This window comes from Actinomadura pelletieri DSM 43383 (assembly GCF_003634705.1).
GTDB classification, from domain to species: domain Bacteria; phylum Actinomycetota; class Actinomycetes; order Streptosporangiales; family Streptosporangiaceae; genus Spirillospora; species Spirillospora pelletieri.
Genome location: NZ_RBWU01000002.1, coordinates 914,947 through 937,119 on the forward strand (window position 1 = coordinate 914,947; position 22,173 = coordinate 937,119).

General features: G+C 69.2%; 11 protein-coding genes. 5 read left to right on the forward strand and 6 right to left on the reverse strand.

Annotation, left to right across the window (positions count from 1 at the left end; genetic code table 11):
• Positions 1–13: 13 nt before the first annotated feature.
• Positions 14–376: a hypothetical protein gene (locus BZB76_RS11035; RefSeq protein WP_121434638.1), complete on the reverse strand. Its 363-nt coding sequence runs from the start codon at positions 374–376 to the stop codon at positions 14–16.
• Positions 373–8,949, reverse strand: coding sequence for a SpvB/TcaC N-terminal domain-containing protein (locus tag BZB76_RS11040; RefSeq protein WP_170180579.1), 8,577 nt, complete (start codon positions 8,947–8,949; stop codon positions 373–375). The genes BZB76_RS11035 and BZB76_RS11040 overlap by 4 nt, the downstream gene beginning before the upstream one ends.
• A gap of 787 nt (positions 8,950–9,736) precedes the next feature.
• Between BZB76_RS11040 and BZB76_RS11045 the strand changes: the two genes are divergently transcribed.
• Positions 9,737–10,354: a TetR/AcrR family transcriptional regulator gene (locus tag BZB76_RS11045; protein ID WP_246006875.1), complete on the forward strand. Its 618-nt coding sequence runs from the start codon at positions 9,737–9,739 to the stop codon at positions 10,352–10,354.
• A gap of 18 nt (positions 10,355–10,372) precedes the next feature.
• On the opposite strand, the gene BZB76_RS11050 is transcribed toward BZB76_RS11045, so the two are convergent.
• Positions 10,373–11,551 (reverse strand): beta propeller repeat protein, encoded by a 1,179-nt coding sequence (locus tag BZB76_RS11050; RefSeq protein WP_147449404.1) that lies wholly within the window; start codon positions 11,549–11,551, stop codon positions 10,373–10,375.
• 199 nt (positions 11,552–11,750) lie between these two features.
• Between BZB76_RS11050 and BZB76_RS11055 the strand changes: the two genes are divergently transcribed.
• Both BZB76_RS11055 and BZB76_RS11060 read left to right on the forward strand, forming a co-directional pair.
• Positions 11,751–12,383, forward strand: a complete 633-nt coding sequence (locus BZB76_RS11055) for a hypothetical protein (protein ID WP_121434169.1) — start codon at positions 11,751–11,753, stop codon at positions 12,381–12,383.
• A 253-nt stretch (positions 12,384–12,636) separates the two neighbouring features.
• A complete protein-coding gene (locus BZB76_RS11060) occupies positions 12,637–13,293 on the forward strand; it encodes a DUF4360 domain-containing protein (RefSeq protein ID WP_211342939.1) in 657 nt (218 codons plus the stop codon).
• A gap of 33 nt (positions 13,294–13,326) precedes the next feature.
• Here the strand turns inward: BZB76_RS11060 and BZB76_RS11065 are convergent, their stop codons facing one another.
• On the reverse strand, positions 13,327–13,890 hold the full coding sequence (locus BZB76_RS11065) for a dihydrofolate reductase family protein (RefSeq protein WP_170180580.1): 564 nt from the start codon (positions 13,888–13,890) through the stop codon (positions 13,327–13,329).
• Between the two features lie 109 nt (positions 13,891–13,999).
• Between BZB76_RS11065 and BZB76_RS11070 the strand changes: the two genes are divergently transcribed.
• A complete protein-coding gene (locus BZB76_RS11070) occupies positions 14,000–14,602 on the forward strand; it encodes a TetR/AcrR family transcriptional regulator (protein WP_121434640.1) in 603 nt (200 codons plus the stop codon).
• Between the two features lie 15 nt (positions 14,603–14,617).
• Here the strand turns inward: BZB76_RS11070 and BZB76_RS11075 are convergent, their stop codons facing one another.
• Both BZB76_RS11075 and BZB76_RS11080 read right to left on the reverse strand, forming a co-directional pair.
• On the reverse strand, positions 14,618–16,261 hold the full coding sequence (locus BZB76_RS11075; RefSeq protein WP_121434172.1) for an SEL1-like repeat protein: 1,644 nt from the start codon (positions 16,259–16,261) through the stop codon (positions 14,618–14,620).
• 414 nt (positions 16,262–16,675) lie between these two features.
• Positions 16,676–20,062 carry a DUF4132 domain-containing protein gene (locus BZB76_RS11080; protein ID WP_121434173.1) on the reverse strand — a complete coding sequence of 1,129 codons (3,387 nt, stop codon included), beginning with the start codon at positions 20,060–20,062 and terminating at the stop codon, positions 16,676–16,678.
• A 418-nt stretch (positions 20,063–20,480) separates the two neighbouring features.
• On the opposite strand from BZB76_RS11080, the gene BZB76_RS11085 reads away from it, so the two are divergent.
• Positions 20,481–22,067: a carboxylesterase/lipase family protein gene (locus BZB76_RS11085; RefSeq protein ID WP_246006876.1), complete on the forward strand. Its 1,587-nt coding sequence runs from the start codon at positions 20,481–20,483 to the stop codon at positions 22,065–22,067.
• The last annotated feature ends 106 nt before the right edge of the window (positions 22,068–22,173 follow it).

Here is a 22,173-nt window from a genome sequence, read left to right on the forward strand (position 1 = left end):
GCCCGGGCATCCGCTACTCGACCCCTTCCGGCAGAAGCACGGTGGTGATCCGTGCGGTGGCGACCGTGTGAGGTCCTTCGAGCACCAGCAGGGTGGCTCCCGGATGCAGGTGGGGACGCACCGACTCGGGGACGAGGAAGCCGACCAGGCACGTCCATATGTCGTCTTCGAACTCGCCGATCTTCTGCAGCAGAATGCTGAACTGTTCCGCGGAACCCGGCCAGCCGGGTCGAACCTCGTCGTCGCCGCCGAGGACGAACACGGCCGTGGCCATGTAGACCGGCGCCGTGGGTGGTCCTGTACGACGCCCGCCCTGTTCTGCCGGATGCCAGCGGACCACCGCGTCGGCGACGGGTTCCTCGATCTTCTCCATCATGGCCACAGCTCGATTCCGGTCATCCGCTCGTTGATCTGTATGAGTTGGTCGGCATCGGCGTAGTAGGCAGGGCCGATGTTGTCCAGCTTGCCCGGGTGATAGTGCAACTTCTCGGCCAACGACCTGGGGATCCGCGTCGTGACGGTGAGGCCCTGCCCCTTGTTGAGCACTTTGCCCCATTCCTCGGCGTGCTCACCCTGGGTCGCGAACCACTTGCCCTCCATCTGCCCGGGCGCCGTCTCGAACTTCTTCGTGGTGGCGATCGAGTCGAACTCCGGGCCATCGACGTTCCGGAAGATCGGGACGGTCTCCGCCGCGTCGGCGGCTCGCTGTGCGGCCACCGCCGTGGGTACCTTCGGACTCGCCACGAAGCGGGTGTGCAGCTTCGACGCGATTCTGCCCGCCGCATGGCCGACGGGGACCGAGATCGCGCCGGCGACTCCCCCCACGACGGCGCCCGAGACGACGTCCTGACCGGTGACGGCGGCCGACACGGCCCCGCCTGCGGCGCCCGAGACGGCGCCGACGCTCATGGCCTTCGCACCGACCACGGCCGCCCTGGTCAGGCCGGTGGCGGCGACGCTGCCGCCGAGGGTGACCCCGGCGAGCGCACCGGAGACGGCTCCGCCGGCCGCGGCTCCGGCGACGGCGCGCCAGTTGTAGCCCTCGCCCCGCCACCACTGCGCGCCGAGCTCGATGCCGGCCCCGAGCATCGCGCCGGCGACGGCGCCCGCCGCCCCCGCGGCGACATTCACGACCCTGCCGTCGGGGTCGGTGAGCTTGACCGGGTTGTTGTAGGTGTGGGAGTAGGACGAGAGGTTGCGTGAGTTGTAGACGCCGCCGTTCGCCGCGCCGCTGAGATAGCCTTCCGCGGCCGGGTCGGTGGACAGCCAGCCGCCGCTTCTCGGGTCGTAGTAGCGGGCGCCGTAGTAGTAGTGGCCGGTTTCGGGGTCCAGTTCCTTACCGCTGAACTGGTAGGGGTTGCGTTCGCCCAGGTTCTCGCTGATCCACGTTTCTCCGGACGGGAAGAACGCGTTGTGCTCGATGACGCGGCCTTGGGCGTCGGTGCCGAAGCCTGTCGTTCCTAGGTGGTCCTTTTGGTAGAAGAACTGGGCGTCTTCAACGAAGGGACCTTCTTTGACGGTCTTGGTGGCCAGGCGGGCGCCGTCGACGAAGACGTGTTTGAACGAGACGTTGTCGCGCTGGGTGTAGGTCTGGGACGGGTAGACGTGGGTGCGCAGCGACTGCTTGATGACGCGGTTGCCCTGGTCGTCGTAGAGGAACCGGACCGTGGGGGGTTTGCCGGGGGCGTAGCAGCCGTCCGGGTTCTGCGGCATGTCCGGCGCCTGGGTCGAGTCCTGGACGCAGGCGAGGCGGTTGTCCTCGTCCCAGACCATCTGTCGCCGCAGCCGCCCCCACTGGGTGTCGCTGCTGGTCAGGTTGCCGTTGGCGTCGTAGCGGCGGTGCGCGTCGCCGATCCGGGTGGCGGCGTGCGGGCCGGCGCCGAGGTAGGTGTACTGATGCGCGTAGCTGGTGTCGCGTTTGCCCTGGACGTGTCCGGCGCTGGTGACCAGTTCGTGCTGCTGCGTCTTGGACGTCAGGTTGTGGATGGTGTCGTACGACTGGTCGAACCGGTAGCGGTCGGTGAGGTCGGCCGACATGTCGAACTCGCCTCGCGCTGAGGTGAGCCGGTCCAGGTCGTCGTACTCGAAGGTCTGTTTCGTCGGGCCGCCGACCTTGGGCCACACCTGTTGTGGGGTCGGTCTGGTGGTGTCGTTCTCGATGGACGTGACGTTGCCGACGTCGTCGTAGTCGTAGCGCAGGTTCTGGAAGGCGTATCCCTGCGGGATCTTCGCCTCCTGGACGGCGAGCCTGCGGTCGGCGGTGTCGTAGGTGTAGCGGGTGACCGTGCCGTTGCCGAGTTCGGTGAGGGTCCGCTGGCCGAACTCGTCGTAGTGCTGCCGGGCCAGGTAGTGGTAGCGCTGGCCGCGTTTGACGCCGTCCGCCGAGGTGACGCGTCCGCCGCTGTCGTAGCCGTACGACAGGACCTCCCCGTCCGGGAACGTCATCCGGAGCATCCGGTTCCAGCTGTCGTACCGGTAGGACGTGGTGAAGGTGCGCGAGTCGAGATGCCGGACGTCGACCCGGCGGGTCTCCTCGGTGATCTCACCGAGCGGCCCGTACTTGCGGGCGGTGCGTCCCGTCGCGTCGCGGACCTCGACGACACGGCCCGCGCCGTTGTGGCGGGCGCCGGGTTCGCCGTAGGTGTAGCGGACGTCGTTGCCCGTGAACGTCGGATAGCTGATCGCGGTCAGCCGGTTGTGGTCGTAGGTGTAGGCGACGGCCTTGCCGGCGGCGGCGAGGTTCGCGGTGATCTTGCGGACGACATTGCCCGCCGGGTCGTAGACCGTGGTCGTCGTCCCGGAGTCGGGGCCGGTGACCTTCGTGCGGCGGCCGAGGAGGTCGTAGGCGGTGGTGGTGACGTTGCCGTGGTCGTCGGTCGTTCTGGTGAGTCGGCCCAGGCCGTCGTAGGCGTAGCTCGTCCAGATGGGGGCCTGGCCGTCCTCGGCGCCGGGTTCGCGGACGGCGGTCGTCCGGTCGCGGGCGTCGGTGTACGTCCGGGTCTGGTTGCCGTTGGCGTCGGTGGCGACGGTCTCCAGCTGGGTCGTCCCCGACCGGTCCGCACCGAAGCCGTAGGAGGTGGTGGTGACGGTCTGGTCGGGCGCCTGGACGCGGAGCGTCCTGTCCAGCACGTCGTAGGTGCTGGTGGTCGGCCGGACGGTGTCGAACCGGGGGTTGAAGGTGACGTTCGCCGGGCCCTTGGGCTCGCTGGTCGGGTAGTACTGCTCGACGACGCGTCCGAACTCGTCGAACACGGCACGGCCCGACACGGTCATGGCGTCGGAGCCGGAGATCTCCGCGTCCTTCTTGGTCTGGACGGGGCGCCCGGACCCGTCGGTGAAGGTGACGGTGTCGATGGTGTCGGCCTTCACCGAGCCGTCGGCGGCGCGGTCGAGATGGCGCGTGACGGCGTAGGGCACCTCGGCGTCCGGCCGGTACTCGAAGTCGATCGTCGGACGGCCCGCGTCGTGGTCGTGCGGGCCGGTGACGGAGTCGACGCGTCCGATGGCGTCGTAGGTGGTCTTCTGCTCCTGGCCGTTGGCGTCGGTCGCGGTCGTGACCTGCCCGAACCTCAGGTCGTAGGCGGCGCCGGAGCGGAGGCCGAAGCTGTCGACGGTGGACGTGACGTAGGTGCCGGTCGTGTCGTCGTAGGTGTAGGCGCGTTCGTAGCGTTGGCCGCGGTGGTTGGCGGGGGACTTGATGGACGCGATCGTGCCGTTGTCGTTGTAGGTGACATCGGTGACCGCGTCATCACCGGTGCCGGACTTGGCTCGATGGCGGGTGACGTTTCCGGTGTCGCAGTCCACCGTCGATTCGCGGGCGTTGAGCAGCTCTCCGCCGCTGCGCGCCTCCGTCGCCTGGGCGACGCCGACGATATGGGTGTCGGCGCATTCGGTGTAGCGGGTCGTCGTCTCGACGTCGTCGGCGGCTCCCGGCTCACCCCGGTCGACGGTGCGGACGACATTGCCGTACCTGTCGTACGACATCTCGGTCGAGGTGCTCTTGCCGGGTTCGGCGCGGCCCTCGTACCAGCGCTGGTCCGTCCGCACCAGTTCGGCGAAGACCGTGACCGTGTCACCGCGCCCGTCGGTGACGTCTCCGGACCCGACGTCGCGGAGAACGTAGGTCTTGAGGGTCTCGGTGTACAGCGCCCCGGACCCGTCCGCCACGGCCTCCCGTTTCAGCAGGCCGCGCGTGTAGTGGTTCCGGGTGTCGTAGTCGCGGGTGACCGTCCGGTAGACCTCGCCGCCGTCCGTGCGGTCCTGGGCGGTCACCCGGCCGTAGCCGAGGAACTCCCGCTCCCGCCGGTCGTACGCGCCGTTCTCGTAGGTGAAGGTCGTCTTCTGGGCGTCGGGACCGTCGCCCGGCAGCCCGTCGGAGACGGAGACGGACGACATCAGCCGGCGCGACCCCGGTTGGTCGTAGGTGTTGCCGTCACGGGTGTAGTCCAGGTCGATCCGCGACCCCAGCGGCCGGTGCACGCTGCGGAGCAGGTTGGTGCGCCCGGTCTGGTTGGACGCCACCTGCAGTTCGCCGTCCATGCCGGACGCGAGATGGTCGGCCAGCCCGTCGCCGTTGATGTCCCGCAACGTCTGCTGCGTGCGGGAGACGCCGATCGAGGCGTTCGCGCCGGGGTTGACGACGACGCAGCCGACCAGGAAGCACAGGGAGAACCGCGCGTAGGCGCCCGCGCCGAGCGTCGCGCCGCGGTCCTCGTTGACGCCGTCGAGGCTTCCGTTGAACGGGACGGGCGCGGCGAACCCCGTGCCGGTGTTCAGCGCGACCCTGATCGGGTTTCCGGTGAACACCCGGTCGATGAGCCCGTCGCCGTTGACGTCGGCGAGGGAGTTCTTCGTCGAGGAGGAACTCTGCTCGAACGACGCGCCGCCGCCGATGCCGTAGAAGTCGGTGTTGAACCCGATGTTGAGGCCGCTGTTGGTGGTCGTCCCCTCGTTGAGCTTCCCGCCGGGCCAGGGTTCGGGGGCGGCGAAGCGGTAGCCGAGGTTGAGGGCGGCGCGGCCGTCCTCGTGGACGCGGTCGGGCAGCCCGTCGCCGTTGATGTCGAGCAGGTCGTACTCGGCGTCGGACCTGGCGGTGCCGTGGTTGCCGCCGAGTCCGAGCGGCGGCATCTCGTTGCCGGACGAGGAGGTGTTGGACGTGCCCCACGCCGGCGGCGCGGCATGGCCGCGTCCGGTGCTGATGGTCCGTGCCGAGCTGCCCGCGTTGGCGTTGCCCGCCACGTTCTCCGATTTGCGCACCGCCCCGCCGGGCACCCGGCTCCTGGTCGCGCCGAGCACGCCGGTCGGGTCGGTGTACTGGACGCCGCCCGCGCCGACGACGTCGGGGAAGCCGTCGGCGTTCATGTCCAGGTAGTCGAGTTCGCCGGTCGTGGTGCCGTCCGCGACGCTGCCGCCGACGCTGATCACCCCGCCGCCGCCCCCGCCGCTCAGCGAGATCTGCTTCGTCCGGGACATGCGCGGCACGGCGCTGACGTCGTCGAAGTCGTCGGCGGTGGGAAGCCCGATGGTCCGGCCGCCGAACCGGGCGCTCGACACCTCACCGGCCGACACCCACGAGTACTCGCCCGCGTCCCACCGCTCGTACTCGGGGCGTGGGGTGAACGGGACGACGTTCGGCGGCTTGACGCGCGGGTCCTTCTCGAACTCCTCACGGTCCTTCGGCGGGTCGACCTCGCCGGGGAGCTGGCCCCTGATGTCGTCGGTGACGGCGAGGTCGGCCTGCCGGATCGGCCGCCCGGCCCGCTCCTTGTTGCCGTTGTATCCGGCCATGGACCAGCCGCGGTAGGGCCGTCCGAAGACACCCTCCGGCGCAGCGCCGTGCAGGGTGCCGGTGAGCGTCGTGCCGCCGACCGTCACCTCATGGCCGGTGATCTTCCCGGCGAGACCGGCGTCGGCGACCGCGAAGTCGAAGAACAGCTCGTCGCCCGTCTCGACGGGCACCGCCACCTCGGGCGGCTCGGCGCCGAGTTCGACGGTCCTCTTGGCGAGCAGGGCGCCCCGCTTCTTGACCGTGAACACCGCGCCGCCCCGCACACCGGGCGCCGCCGCCAGCCGCGGGACGACCGTCAGCGTCCCGCCCTCCGTCACCGTGTACGGGCGGGGCGGCGCGGTGGCGCTGCTCACCGGATACGTGTCGATGTCGAACGGCGGACGAAGAACCGGATCGAACCGGGCGTCGCGTGCCGCCGGGCTGCGCAGTTCGGCCATCCCCTCGGCCTCGACGTAGTCGGCCACGGGTTGCCAGTCGAGAACGCTCACGTCGATCGGCGAATCGACCTTGAGACGCCAGACCAGCTTCTGCCCCTGGGTGACGGGCACCTCGACGTCCACCGGGGTCGTGCCGGTCGAGTCGGCGGCGACCTTCTTCTCCAGCACCGGCCGCCCGTCCCGGGTGATCAGGATCGTGACGTCGTCGGTCGTGGCGGCCTTCTTGACGAGGTCGCCGGTCAGGTGGAGGGTGCCGTCGGCGGGCGCGGCGACGGTGGACGCGCGCCCGGCGAGGGTGAAGTCGGTGGACGCGGTGTAGGAGTGCAGCGGCAGCCCGTTGGCGTCGGTGACGGGCGCCATCCCCGTGTAGGCGATCTGCGGGTTCCACGCGACGCGGTCGCCGGTTCCGTCGTTCACCGAGCCGACACGGAAGTACAGGCGCTGCCCGCGCTTCACCGGGATCGCGTCCACATCGCCGGGGGTGTGCTCGCCCCGGTCGTCGGCCGCGATCGTCTTCGACCACAGCTCCCGGTCCTCGAACTGGACCGCCACCCGCACCCCGTCCGGTTTGCCGAACTCGGCCGGGTCGTCCTGGCTCGGCAGCAGCCGGACGGCGCCGGTCACGCGTACGACGCCGTCATAGGGCGCCGTCCACCGGCGAAGGCTGTCGACCAGCGGGAACGAGTCGTCGCGCCGGTCGCGGTCGGGACCGTAGTCGGGCAGCAGACCGTTCGGGTCGACCTTGCTGGGGCCGATCGGCACCGGAGTGTCCGCCGCCGAGCCGTACGTCACCGTGCCGTCGGCGCCGACCCGTCCGAACAGCACGCCCCGGCCGTTCACCAGGTCGGCGACGCCGTCGGAGTTGACGTCGGTGAAGTAGCGCCGGGACGTGGAGACGGTGTCGGTGTGGTTGAGCTGCGCCGCCCCGCGGCCGAGGTAGCCCTCCACGCCGATGACGCGGGTGCTGGACGTCTCGTCGAAGAGCCCGGGGAGGTTCCGCAGCGGCGTCCTCGTCTCGGCGAACCGTGGGCTTCCGCCCGGCCGCGACAGGTTCTTGCGGAAGACGTAGCCGTTGCCGCTCCTGAACACCTTGTCCGGCAGGTCGTCGCCGTCCACGTCGATCAGGGCGAGCAGGCCCTCCTGCGAGCCACGCTGATATCCGGTCTTCAGCCCGACCGACCCGTTCTTGGTGGGGCCGAAGCCGTATCCGACGTAAAGGTGTCCGCCGAGACCGGTGGAGGTGTTGCCGTTCAGGGCCCCGGCCTCGCCGGCGCCCGACCTGACGCCGTCCACGACCCCGTTGCGGACGTTGTCGTCGGGCGATTCCCAGTTCACGCGGTTGAAGGCGTCGTATGCGCCGCCCGCGCCGCGGATGTCGTCGAAGTAGTCGAACGTGTGCTTGTTGAACGGCTTTCCGTCCGCGTCGAACTGCTCGATGGACTTCAGCAGCGTCTTGCCGAACGCGCCCTGCTCGTACGCGAAGTCGTACTTGCGGACGAGCGTGTCGTTCAGCCGCACCTCCACCCGTCGCAGCAGATCGGCCGTGACCCGTTTGAACCCGCCCCGGGCGTCGATCGACACGTCCGGTCGCCGCGCCTCGAAAAGCTCACGGTCGCGGACGAACGTCACGGAGTACGGTCCTTCGGAATCTCCGTGACCGGTGTAGGAAATGCGTTTCACGTACAGGTTGCGGCCGTCGACCGCCCCGCCCTGGACTCCGGTGTCGTCCACCCGCACGTGGTGGTAGCGAATCGTGTTGCCGTTGCGGTCGCGCACCTCGCGCAACGCCCAGGAGAAAATGTCGCCGTCGTCGTCGGCGAGGGTCGCGCCCTCACCGCCGTAGAGCCACCGAGACCCGGCTTTGTCGGTGACCTCCCACTCGTACTTCTTGGGCGAGTCGCCCCTACGGACGATGCGCGCGAACCCGCCTTCGACGCGGGGCCGGAACACCTTGTCGCCCTCGCGCGGAACGGGCCGCTGCCGGTGGGCCACCGGTGCCAACTGCTCGCCGCCCATCACGTACGTTTCCGTCTCGCGTTCGGCGTCGTACCGGGGCACGCCCCATCGGGTCTCGACGCCGATGGACGGCACCGTCAGGTTCCACCCCATGCCGAGCCAGCCGCTCGCGTCCGCGGACGAGTAGTTCACCGCCAGTGACGGCTGGAGCCCGGCCCGTCCCTTCGGAAGCTCGATCGGATAGGACAGGCGAGCGGCGCCGTCATGTCCCGCCTCGGGCACCGCGATCTGGTTCACCCCCGTCGCCGGACTGGCCGCCTGAATTCCCGAGAGCCGGTTCGGGTCGAACGACTCGACCGCCGGGCCCTCGGGAGCGACGACCGTGGCGTTCACCATGTCGGTGAAATGGTCGGTGACCGAGACGATGCGGTGTTTCTTCTCGTCCACCGAGACCCGGCGAAGCGCCCGCCAGCATCCGGTCGGCTCGTCGAAGAAGAACGTGTGGACGTCCTGCGCCGTCATCCCCGACGCCTTCAGAACGGCCGGGTCATAGGGCAGCGAAACAGTGATCTCGGCATCGAATCGATGCGGTGATGGAGTGAACCGATAACCGCCCTTGGACAGGTTGTCCATGCCCGTGCCGAGTTCGGGAACCTGCTTTTCGGTCAGCCGCTGGATACCGATCTCGACCGGCTTCGAAACGGCGTCCGGCCCGATCGTCAACTCGGCGCCCGCATGGGCCAGCCGCCGCGGCGCACCGGGCGCCACGCTGGCCCGATACGCGGTGGACGCCGCCGCGGGGGTCGCCTTCGCGTCTCCCCGCAGGCAACCGGTCGACGACGGGGACAATGCCTCCGCGCGCTCCGCGACGGGACCGACACTCGCCGAAAGACCGGACAACAGTAACGCCAACCCGACCACGACAGCCGGCAGCCGACTCCGTCCCAGCGCACGACCCATTTCCACCAGCCCGATCCGTCATCCGGCCCAACGCGAAGGCATTCAGTCATGTGGGCATGCCAAAAACCGCTAACGGCATGCGCGACGTGAAACCGGCCGGTGTCGCCGGTGTTCACAACAATGCAGCGACCTGACTACGATTTGTGACGCGAGTCATTTCCACGATCAAGATGCATGAGGCGTCGGCGCACTGTCCAGAGGAGATCACTTGCTCTTCCTTTTAGAACGCAACAAATGACCGCTTGTGGACGCATGTGTGGTACGAGAACACGGGGTCTGTGTCACACGGCACACTTCCGACGACCGTGCCGACCATTCCGAAAAGGTGAACACTGATCACCGGAAGTAACGCGGTCGGCGCGCACGGTGTCCCCACGGAAGTCGCGCAGTTCGCCGTCTCGGTCAGCCGTGTGACCCTGGGCGAGCACTACTTGATCGGCGTGGTGGGCGCGTCCCCGACCGGTCACGGCGTGACGCCACGGGCCGCCCGCCCCCCTGACTGATGGACGCGGTCAGATGGGCGTGGTCGCGAAAACCTTGGGGTCTCTGGATATTGTTCCGTGCCAAGACCGACAGGACCCTGGGGGAGGGGACCGTGGCGAGGATCGCATCGGCTCGGCCGTCCGCGGAGCCGACCTCACCCGAGCAGCATGACCGCCGCCGGCGCATCCTCCGCGCGGCGGCGCGTATCGGTGCGGAGAAGTCGCTCGAGCGCGTCCAGATGCACGAGGTGGCGAAGGAGGCCGGGGTCGCGATCGGCACTCTGTACCGGTACTTCCCTTCGAAGGTGCATCTGTTCACGGCGCTCCTGGCGGTGCGGGTCGACCGGCTTCGTGAACAGGTCGAGGCGTCCGCCCCTGACGTCGGCGCCGAGGACGCGGTCGCCGACCTGCTGGTGGACGCGAGCCGGTGCCTGATGGAGCAGCCCGTCCTGTCGACGTCGATGCTGCACGCGTCCAGTTCCGCCCATGTCGCGACGGTCGCCGACACCGTTCACATCGACACCACCTTCCGCGACATCCTGCTGCGGACCATCGGGATCGAGGACCCGACCGTCCAGGACGTGACGCTCGTCCGATTACTGGTGCAGTGCTGGTCGGGAGTGCTCCAGTGGAGCCTGAACGGCCGCGCGTCCATGGCCGACGTCGAGGCCGACATTCGCCTGGCCTGCGAACTGCTCCTCGCGTCCCGCTTCAGGACTCCGCACCCGTGATCGCCGGGTGTCGCTGGTTCAGGGGCGGCCTCCGGCGGCGGGCGGGCTGATCGTCACCGGCGCCCAGGTCTGTCCCGCGTCGGACGTGGCGAGCAGGACGCCCTTCCCGTTCATCCCGGCCGGGGCGTACACGACGAAACCGTTCCGATCGGTGGTGAACAGCAGATCTTCCCACCCGGCGCCGCCGTCGAAATTCTCCACGACCGTCGCCCAGGTGACGTCGCCGGTGTTGCGGTAGAGCCAGCTCCCGTCGGACACGGAGGCGACCACGAGAGTGCCGGACGGGGTGGCGGCCAGCGTGGACAGGATGCCCGGTCGTGGCGTGGTCCCGGCGTCCGAGGTGGTTCGCGCGGTGTCGGCGGAGCGGAAGACGTGCTTGGTGGCCTTGGAGAAGCCGGCGTCGCCCACGCACAGCAGCGTGACCCGTCCGCGCGGCATCGGCGCGACGTCCACGAGCGCCTCGGCGTGCTCCTTGTCGCAGGGGGAGGGCCGCGGCGACCAGCGGCGTCCCGAGTCGCTCGCGAAGAACGCGTCGGGTTGTCCGGCCGTGCCGGGCATGGCGATGTAGGCGGTCCTGCGGTGGAGGGCGATGACGACTTCGGCGGCCGTTCCGGTCGGCAGCGTCACGGGGACGCGCCGCCATTCGCCGTGACGCACGTGGGCACGCCACACGGAAGGGGGCCTGTCACACTCGTAGGGCGGGACGCCCAGTTCGCAGGGTGAGACCGCGGCGTAGATGACACCGGCGTCGGCGGCCAGGGACAGGACGCGCCGTCCGTCACCGGGCGTCGGCGCCTCGCGCCAGGTGCGACCGCCGTCGGATGTGGCGTAGAAGGATGGTCCGAACGCCCAGCCGTGCCGGTCGTCCGCGAACCGGATCTTGGTGATGCCTGCCTCCCCGGGCGGGGCGAGGGGCGCCGGGGGCGCGCCGACCGCCGACCAGGTGGCGCCGCCGTCGCGGGTCGTGACTACGGCGGTGCATCGTCCCGCCGGGCACGGGACGGTGCCGAGCACCCAGCCACGCAGAGGGGAGGGCCAGGTGATGGACTGCGCGCGAAAGTCACCGGGAGCCGGGCGTTCGGGCACGCCTCCGTGGGCGCCGCCTTCCGCGTCGGCGGGCACGCCGGTCAGCCCGCCGAGAAGCAGCATCGAAGCACCGACCACCAGGCCGCGTTTCCATGGACGTAAGTCACGCATGGTTCTCCTTGCCGGAGGTCGGATCCCCCCGGGGACGGTTCCCAGAGTGATCGCCTGATTTCGGATCGTTGATATCCCGTTCCGGTGAGACGAAACACGACCGGGGCGGCACGGTTTAATCACGTCGCGCGGCATCCGGCCATGACCATAGAATGCCCTCCTTCTCGTCAATGGTGACGAGTCACTAAAGGGGCGACAAATGGATACTGAGCGTGTCGACGACGTCATTCGCGTCCGGTACGGCAACTATGCCTCGGCGGTGGGCACGCTGCTCTTCCCCGCCGCGGTGGCCTTCATGGTCTTCCAGGGATTGACCTCCTCCGACACGTTCTCGTGGGTGCTGTGGTGGATCGGGACGGTGGGCCTCCTGGTGAGCGGAGCGGTGAGGGACGTTCGGCAGGTGCGAGGCCTGACACTCGACGTGGACGGCATCACCTGGCACCTGGTCGAGTTGTTCATTCCTTGGGCTCAGGTGACCGCGCTGGAGGTCGACAGCGGTGTCAAAGGCTCGGGGAAACCGCACCTGATCGTCCGGACGACCGATCCGGAAGAGGCGCTTCTGGGTCGCCGGGGGCTCGCGCGATTCATCATCTCGGGGAATATCAAGCAGTTCGCGGGACCGATCGCCGTCAAGGCCCACCTGCTCGCGTCTCCGCCCGAAGAGGTCATCGCCGTCGCCGACCGGCTGAGGGAGGCCCCGGCCGCCCCGTCCACGCCCGCCGGGGACGCGCGCCGGACGCGTCGGACCCGGGCCCGCCGAATCGCCGGCTATTGGGACTTCGCCGCCGCTGTCGCGGTGGTCGCCATGGCGCTCTCCGTGCTGACCCGCTGACGGCGAAAAGCACCCTCCCGGGCTCTTCAATGGTAGGGAACCATAGTGGACCGGTCCCTGTTGAAATGTCGGGCTGATTTTCGAGTAACGGCGACCGAGATGTACGGCCGGATGCTTCTGCTCCCTTGAATCATGTTAAAACATGATCATTGACAATGTCTGGAGGCCTGGTTACCGTCTGTCCGGATGTTGGGGGAACGTCCATTGAAAGGCAGACTTCAGGTGCTCGCTCCCATTCGGCAGAGCGCCTGAATTGAAGAAGAGGATCACCATGCGTAAGAGGATCGCGTTCTCCGCCGTTACGCTCGCCCTGGCCGCCGCGGGACCCGTCACCCCGGCCGCCGCCGCGTCATCTCCCGCCAACGGTCCGAAGGACGTCAAGGTCGATATCGCGGCCGTCAACGGCTCCGGATGCAAGCCGGGCTCCGCCGCGGTATCCCTGGCATCCGACAGAGACAGCTTCTCCGTCACCTACAGCGATTACACCGCCCAGGCGGGCGGTTCGACGACGCCGGCGGATGGCCGCAAGACCTGCCGGGTCAACCTGCAGGTCCTCGTCCCCGAGGACTTCACCTACGCGGTCTCCGCGGTCGACTATCGCCTGCGTGCGGACCTCCAGTCCGGCGCCAAGGCCGTCCAGCGGGCGAGCTACTACTTCCAGACCGACTCGGAGACCAAGACCGCCACGCACAACCTCACGGGCCCGTACAACAAGAATTTTGAGGTCAGCGAGAAGATTCCGGAGGATCAGCTCGCTTGGAAGCCGTGCGGCGAAAGGCTGAATTTCAACATCACCACGGAACTGCGGGTCGACAAGGGAACCTCGGACGCGTCGAAGGTCAGCACCATCACCTTGAACTCCGGTAATGGCGCCAAGGTGAACTACCACCTCGCCTGGAAGCCCTGCTGACGATTCCGTCCTGACCGGTAGGCGGGACCCCGCTCACGGCGTCTCTGGTACGAGGTCGTAGGTGTTGAGCAGGGCACCCGAGGCGAACCTCCGTGAGTCGGTGAGGCGGAGATCGTGCCGTCGGTACGTCCCGTCGAACAACGGGGTCCCGCCACCGAGAAGGACGGGATTGACGACGAGCCGCAACTCGTCCAGAACCCCGAGGCGAATGGCGCTGGTCGCGGCCTTGCCACCGGCGAACAGGGCGAGGTCACGCCCGTCCTGCCGCTTCAGGTCCGTCAGCGCGGTCGCCGGGTAGTCGCCGAGCAGGTGGGAGTTGTCCCACTTGGTCTCGCGAAGGGTGCGTGACAGGACGTACTTGGGCAGCTCGTTCATCCGGCGCCGCTGGGTGGCCGAGACCTCGTCCCCGGCGGTCGGCCAGTAGTCGGCGAGCTGCTCGAAGGCGGTCCGGCCGAAGACCATCCCGTCGATGGACTCCAGCAGGGCGTCGATGTGGGCCTGGAACTCCTGGTCGGCGAAGTGCCAGTCGATGTCGCCCGCCCGGTCGGTGATGTAGCCGTCGGCCGACACGTTGATGTGCAGGAACAGCCGCCTCATGGAACCTCCTCCGAACGACGAAGTATTCTTGAACAACCACTCAAGAAGTAGCTGTGGCACAACCCTCACACTTCTTGAACGGCCTGTCAAGAAGTTGTACGCTCCGACCATGCCCCGCACCGGACGACCGCGTTCCTTCGACGACGACCAGGTCATCGCCGGGGCCCTCGAGCTGTTCTGGCGCCGGGGCTACGCGGCCACCTCGCTACGGGACCTCAAGGACGAACTCGGCGTCCTCCCGGGCAGCCTCTACGCCGCCTACGGCGACAAGCACGGCCTGTTCCTGCGCGCACTGGAGCGCTACGTCGACGCCGCCCGGGAGCAGGCGACCGGACTCTCCGGCGACGATGCCGCGCTGCCCCGCATCCGGGCGCTCCTCCTGAGCGTTCTCCAAGCCGCACAGGAAACCCCCGGACGCGGCTGCATGCTCGGCAACACCGCCGCCGAACTGCTCCCCGAGGACGAGACCGCGGGCCGTCTGGTGAACGCCGGCTTCGGCGCCCTGGAATCCGGCCTGGAACAGACCCTGCGGGCCGCGCAGCGATCAGGCGAGGTGCGTCCGGACATCGACTGCGGCGCCCAGGCACGCCTTCTCCTCGCCCTCATGCAGGGACTCCACGTCGTCGCCCGAACCGAACCCGACCCCGACCGCCTCACCGACGCCATAGACGCCGCCCTGGCCCCCCTGACCCACCACCCCGAATCCGACTAGCCTCGATCAGGCGATTCACTCACCCGCCGCGGTCTCCGCGCCGCTGCTGATGGTGCTGATGCGGTCATCGAGGTCGAAGAGAACCGCCAGACGGGACGAGTCCTCCCCCTCCTGGCGTCGCCCCTGAATCCGGGCGGGCGAGTGCTCCACGATCCTCGCGTTGTCGCGGTTCAGAATGGCACTGACCTCCGGGTGCTCTTTCGCCCGTTCGATGGGGCATCGGACGGTGACGCGGTGACCACCGGCGGACTCCACGACGATGACGGCGGGGGATTCGGCGACCTCGAACCCGTGGTGCCGCATGAAACCGCGGACGACACGGAGTTGCTCATGCGGCCAGACCTCGGCCGCCTGCATGAGGAGGCGGGACGCGGCCAGACGATCGAACCGCGCGGTCGGCACACTCGGATCGTCCGTGGCCAGGGCAAGACGGCCCTTGCCCTCGTTGACGGTGACGAAACTGACGCCCTTGGCGCCGATCAGCGTGGCGGCGGCGAGGGCCATGGTGGTCGCGCCCTCGGCGGGATGGTTGAACCGGGAGAAGTCGAGGTGGCCCTTCATCAGCTCGGGGATCTGGTGGCGTTCGCCGAACTCCCGAATGGTGCGCAGCTCCGCCAACGCGGGCGAGTCCTGCTCCCAACTCGGGTTGTCCCACGTCCACAACCACGTCTGGGAAAGGTTCGAGAAGCTGCCCAGGACGGTGAGCCCGCCCAGCGTGCGACCGTCCAGAGTCAGGGTCGCTTCCTGCGGATCCCATTCCACATGGCTCTGCTCGAACGCATCGTTGAACACGTCCTGCTGCTGGATGGACGCCGCCGCGACCTCACTCGCGAACGCCTCGAACGTCGGGCTGTAGAACCTCGGCCCCTCCGAGTACTCGGCCCAGAACCGGGCCTCGCGGTGCCGGCCCGCGTTCGCGTAGATACCGCTGAGCCTGCGTGCGGCCTTCTCGTTGCCGACCTCCAAGACCGCCCTGCGCAACCAGGCGACGCCCTCGTTCACCTTCTGCTGCGACAGATACACGTTCGCGACGGCGTTGGCCGCGTTCGGATGCCGAAGCTCCGCCGCGCGGCGCCATGCCTCGATGCTCTTCTCGGGCTCGTCCCGGTCCCGCCAGACGAAACCGAGGTTGTAGGCGGCGATGGCGTTACCGAGATCGGCCGCCTTCCCGTACCACTCGGCGGCGGCGACGAGATCGCCCTTCCCCCCGTCGTCGTAGATCGCTCCAAGGTTCGAGGCCGCCTTGGCGTCGGAGTCCAGTTCCCAGGCGCGCATGAAACAGTGCTTCGCCTCGTCCACGGCCCCTCGACCGCGCAGCAGCGCACCGAGGTTGAGGTAACCGCCCGCGTCTCCCCCCTCGGCGGCCCGCCGATACCAGCGCTCGGCCTCCTTCAGATCCCCGCGCGTCTCCTCCGCATAACCGACCTCGAAGGCACTCTCCGGCACCCCCTGTTCCGCCCCGCGCCGGTACCACTCCACGGCCCCGGCCTTGTCACCCCCGCCCAGCAACAGCCCGGCCAACTCATGGGCGGCGACCGCGTGCCCCTTCTCGAACGCCTCCCGAAAGCACCGCTCCGCCTCCGCCACATCACCCCCGCGCTGAGCCCGAAGCCCCTGCTCATGCAGATCGATCGCCTCCGGGTGTCCGGCGCCGCTCATGAAGTCCCTCCTCGTGGTTTCCGACCGGTCCTAGGAAAGGACGCAGAGAAACGATCACCGGTTCGTTCACCGGGCCGATCGGTCCGTGGTCGGCTCCGACACGAAGCGGGCCCGCCGGACCGCCGGAGATGACCATCGGTGTGCCGCGGGCCGGCAGCTGCACGGTGGCCCGATCGCGCAAAGAGCGTAGAGCGGCTGCGGAACCTCACGAGCTTGGTCATTACTCCACCGGTAGAACGTGGTCTTGGGAGAGCCGGAGCGGGGGCTTGAAGGGGATGCCCGCGAACCGCGGCGGGCGGACGGCTCGTCGTTGACATTGCGCGGGAGAAGCGGCCGCCGCGGGCCGGTATGCAGGCTGTGCGCGCACGAGCGGGCGCAGCGGCGACCGGGCGCAGCGGCGACCGGGCGCGTCCGTCAGGCCGTTTCCGTTGTCGGGGTGGTCACCCGGGTCAGGTCGGCGAGTGCCTCTGAGATGAGCGCCGGGTTGAGGTCGCCGGGGACGTGCGCGGCGGGTCGTTGATCGGTGTAGCGGTCGGGGTGAACGGCGAAACGGACGTCTTTGAAGGTTTGATCCCTCATCTCGTCGGGCGCGCCGATGGTGATGCCGTAGTCGTAGGTGACGACCAGGTGCAGGTCGGGGGCGACGTGGCGGGAGATCCACCACTCGATGCCCGCGTCCATCGGTCCACCGCGCTCCCAGCCGCGCCGGACGAGGCCGAGAATGTCACCGATCGGGACGCTCCGGCCCTCGAAACGGGTCAGGCGGCCGGTTTCGCGTTCCTTGTCGGTGAGCGCGTGGACGGGCCGTGCGAGCTGGTCGAACGGTTGCAGGATCTCGTAGTCGGCGAACACCCGTGACCATGCCTTCGTCTCGTCGCCTAGGTGGACCGGATGCGCGACGGCGACCCGCGCGGTCTCGGGGAGGGTGACGGTGTCGTCGGCGGCGTCGGCGAACGTGCCGTCCTCGGCGACGCGGAACGCCGGACCGTCCTCGGCCAGCCAGACCAGGCGGCGGACCAGGTGGCCGGTGAGGGGATGGGCGACGAGGAACTCGCGGAACTCGGCCACCGGCCAGTGACGGGTTGTGATCATGGCCGTTTCGAAGCGGGCGAGCCGGTCGGCCGCTACCGTCCGGACGTCCTTCTTGAGGCTCGTGAACCTCTCGTAGGCGGCGGGGGCGAGTTCGGGGTCGTCCTTGGCGCCCGGTTTGGGCAGGGACTTGCGGGGGGTGCCGTCCGCGTCGGCGATCGTCGGCCTGAGCAGCTCGTCGAACCCGATGACGAACCGGCGCGGACCGTAGTCGAGCGTGAGCGTCCCGGACGCGTCCAGCCCGAAGTCGGGGACGAGCCGGTCCGCGAGCTGCTCGGCGGACAGTCCGAGCTCGGCTGCGAGCTCGGAGATCTTCTCCTGCGCCCGGGTCTTGAGGCCGGTGAACTTCACCCGCTGCGAGATCGAATGCAGATGCAGGAGGGCGGTGTCGGTGCCGATCGCCGCGAGGACGTCCAGGCCCGTCACGGCCTTGGCGTGACCGCCGTTCCCCGGCCACGCCCGGATGACCGGGGTGAGGCGGCGGACCGTCTCGTCGTCACCGGTCAACGCCAGCTGGGTGAACGCCCAGTTCTCCTTGGCCGGTGCGCCGCACACCTCCCACCAGCGGAACAGCGCCCAACCGAACTCGGCGAGGGACGCCGGATCGCACAGGTCGCGGACGATCCGCACGCCCGCGTACGCGTCGCCGGGCTTCGACATGGCCAGCATCGTCAGGACGTGCCCGGCCGCCTCGTCCGGGAGAGCCCGCTCGCGGTCGCGCACCAGGATCTGCGGGAGCACGCGCGGGTCCGCCCAGTCGACGACCGGAACGTTCCTCGGCAGGTCGTCGAGGGGGTCGGTGGACAGCAGCGCCTCGATCGCGGCGGCGGCCCGTTCACCGTGCACGCGCGCCGCCGCGACGATCGGCTCCGGGCCGTGCCCGTCGGCGATCAGACGCAGCGCCGCCTCGGCGGCACGGCGGGTCGGGCCCGCCTTGCCGAGCGCGTCCGGAATCAGGCAGGGGGCGGCGGCGGTCCCGTGCCGGCGGAACCAGGCACGGGCCGTCTCCGCCCCGGCCTTGAGCCGGACGAGCCAGTCGGCCATCGTCCGCGCGATCTCGTCGGACAGCAGCGGCAGCGTGTAATGCCCGAAGGCGCCCGGATCGCGGCGAACGACTGCCAGCACGGGGCCGCAGGCGTCCGTCTCGTGACGTGCGACGAGCGGCCCCAGCCACTCGTGCACTTCACGCATTTCGGCGTAGCTGGGCTCCCAATCCCGCACCAGCGGCCGCACCAGATCCACGGGACCCCTCAGGAACAGGGTGGGACGCTCGATCACGTTGAAGGCGTGACCCTGCTCGACCGCCGCGGCCCTCTCGGCGAAATCCACACCCTCCGCCCGCCGGTCCCACAGGTCGGCCTGGGGTGCCGCCCAGCTTTCGCGTTCACCGGGCGCCCAGGTGATCGCGCGGGCGCCGGGCGCGGGCAGATCCTTGATGACGACGGGCGTGGTCTTCGCGCGGGGACGGGTCCACGGCGGCTCGGTCAGCAGGCACGGGACGTCCGTGGTCTGCGGGAGGCGCACGTTCGCGTCGAGGATCTCCTGGATCGCCGCCCGCTGCTCGGCGGGCAGGCCGCGCGCCACCTCCGCGGCGATGCCGGGGTTGGCGCGGACGTGCGCCGACAGCGGCTCGGCGACCGCCGCCCCCGGCAGCAGCCGCATCGCTCGAACCGGGAACCGGCGGGCGGCGGCCATCAGGGCCGCGACGACCTCGGGGCGGTCGATCCGGTCGACGAGGGCCTGGAACGCCTCGTCCCCGGGCAGCGCGACGAAGAACTCCAGAATCGTCCGGAGCTCGTCGGTGGTGTCCAGGTACGGGTTGTCCAGGGCCTCGATCAACAGCGGCACCACGGCGTCGACGCCGACGCCGTCGAGCAGCGTCGCGACGACGTCGCGTCGGCAATCATGGCGGAGCCGCTGGCCGAGCATGGCGGGCTGGTGCGCCCGGCCGAGGGCGCAGAGCGGCAACCACGGGGGCAGCCGGTCGAACGCGATCTCCCCGGGCCGCGCCCACAGGTCCTCGACCCAGTCGTCACGAGTCGGGGCCAGGTAGGCGGCGAGCACCTTCTGGAGCGGGTGGCGGCGGACGCCCGCGATGGAGTCCACGGCCTCGGCGTAGACGTCGTCGGGCGCGGCGGCCAGGCGGGCGCGCAGCCCCCTGCCGCTCGTGCGCGTCAGCCACCAGTCGTGGAGCATCTCGTCGGAGCTCTTGCGGCGGAGCGTCATCGACCGCAGTTCCGCACGGCGCTGCGCGGTGGCCAAGCGGAACGGCAGGCCGGTCTGGTTGATGTTCGCCGGGTTGTCGGCATGGATCCCGGCCCACTCCACGCAGGCGCGGGCGGCGAACGCGACGCCGTGCTCGGCGACCAGGGCGTCGACGAACAGACGGTCGGGCGGCGGAGCGGACCGCTCCTCCATCTCGTTCAGCGGAGCGGTGACGTACGCGACCGCGGCGGCGCCAAGCGGGTCGGGCTCCCCGCGCAGATGGCCACGGGCGGCCTCCGCGATACCGGACTCGGTGCCCGGGAGCCCGAGGACCACGTCGATGTCGTCGCGCACGGCGTCCACGAGGGAACGCACCCGCTCGACGGCGTCCTTGACGAGCGCGGGCGCCGACGGAACGTCCGGCCGGTCCCGCCGCGGGTGCCGGACGCGGCGCCAGGCGTCCGGCATGACGAACGTGTCCTCGTCGACCACCGTGTTGTCGATCATGAGACGACCGTAGGCCAGGCCGCCGACAAACCTCCCGAAAACGGCCCACTCCCCTCGACAGGGAAGTTGGCGGGGTGGGCTTCGTGTCTTTCGATCGGCGGGCACGGTGTACTTCCGCCGGGCGGGGGCTTCCGCCCGGCCGGGGGGCGGTACCGCTTGGCGAGTGGGGGACGCCGCTCGTCGTGGTGGGCGCAGATGTGCCTGTTATGTCGGCTTATGGGGGACTTATCGTCCAGCCGCTGGGGGGACGGGACGGCGGGTCGTGCTGCACGCCCGTCGGGAGCCCGTCGAACTGTAGTCGACGGTGAAGGACACGAGCATGAAAATGCCGAGTTCGAACAGGAGCATGGAAAGTCCGGACGCCTTCGAGTCCGGCGTGAAGAGGCCACGGACGAGAAACAGGAGATGGTTTCTTCCAGTGATCGGCGCCGCGGCGATCGCGTTCACTCCGGTGATGGCCGCCGCCCAGGCCGACACCGGAAACAATGGCGCTGAAAAGGCGCTGGTGTGCGCGGACGGCACGACCGTCCAGACGGACAAGGGCGCGGTCTGCGGCCTGGTCGGCGACGGTGTCCGATCCTGGCTCGGAGTCCCCTACGCGGCCCCGCCCCTGAAGGAGTTGCGCTGGGCGCCGCCGCAGCCGGCCAAGCCGTGGCCCGCGACGCTGGAAGCCACCGCGGCCGGTCCGTCCTGTCCGCAGCCGCGAGGGCTCGGGCCGGGCTCGACCAATGAGGACTGTCTGAAGGTCAATGTCACGGCCCCGGAGAACACCGACGGGAAGCCGCTGCCGGTGATGGTGGAACTGCACGGCGGCGGATTCCGGTTCGGTGCGCCGTCCGACGGCAAGCACCTCGTCAAGAACGGCGGAATCCTGCACGTCGGTGTCTATTACCGGCTCAACATCTTCGGGTACATGGCGCACAAGTCGCTTGGCGCGACGTCCGGCAACTATGCGATCCGTGACCAGCAGGCCGCGTTGCGGTGGGTGCAGACCAACATCGCGAAGTTCGGTGGCGACCCGTCGAACGTGACCATCTACGGCGCGTCCGCGGGCGGGTCGAGCGTGTGCGCCAACAGCATCTCGCCGCTGTCGAAGGGGCTGTTCCACAAGGGCATTCCGCAGAGCGGCGAGTACAACTCGCGGCGTGGCAACGACATCCAGTGGCAGCCGCAGGACTGCGCGGCGAAACTGCCGACGCTGGAAGAGGCGCAGGCCGCCGGTGAGCGGTTCGCGAGGGCCGTCGGCTGCACGAGCGGCGACCAGGCCGCGTGCCTGCGCAACGTGCCCGTGGAACGGCTGCTCCAGCAGACCGGACGGGGCGTCGGCCCGGACGTGGGCACGCAGGCGCCGATCGTCGACGGTCAGGTGCTGCCCATGTCGCCCGCACAGGCGTTCGCCGAAGGAAAAATCAACGACGTCACGCTCATGCACGGCGTCGACCGCGACGAGACTCAGCTTCCGGCCGCGAACACGCCCGCTGAGTACAGGTCCAATATTCAGCAGCAATATGGGGATATAGCCGATCAGGTGATGAAGCTGTATCCGATTGAGCGGTTCCCCGAGCCGTCCGCGTTCATCGCCTACCGGACGATCGTCGCCGACTCCAACTCCGTGTGCCCGGCGTTGATCAACGACAAGCGGATGGCCAAGCACATCAAGGTGTTCGCGTACCAGACCGACAACGCCGACGCGCCACCGATGTTCTTCCTGGACAACACGAAGCCCAACGGCGCATACCACATCAGCGAGAGCATCTTCCTCAGCCCGTTCGGTGATACGCAACTGACGCCCAACCAGGTGTCCTTCGGCAAGCAGCTCACGGCACAGTGGACGGGATTCGCCCGAACCGGCGACCCGACCGTGACCGGAACTCCGCTCTGGACGCCGTTCACCGAGTCCGACCCCGGAGTCATGTCGCTGGTGCCCGCGGGTGACAGCGAGATGACCAGGGAGATCGGAAGGCAGCATCACTGCGACTTCTGGGAGAAGTACATGGCGTTCTGATCAACAAAACCCGGTAATCGGCTGATCCGACACTTCCTTGACCAGGTGGATTGACGTGGAATGCCGCAAATTGTGCGCTACGTGCCAGATATGGGGTGGCCTCTTG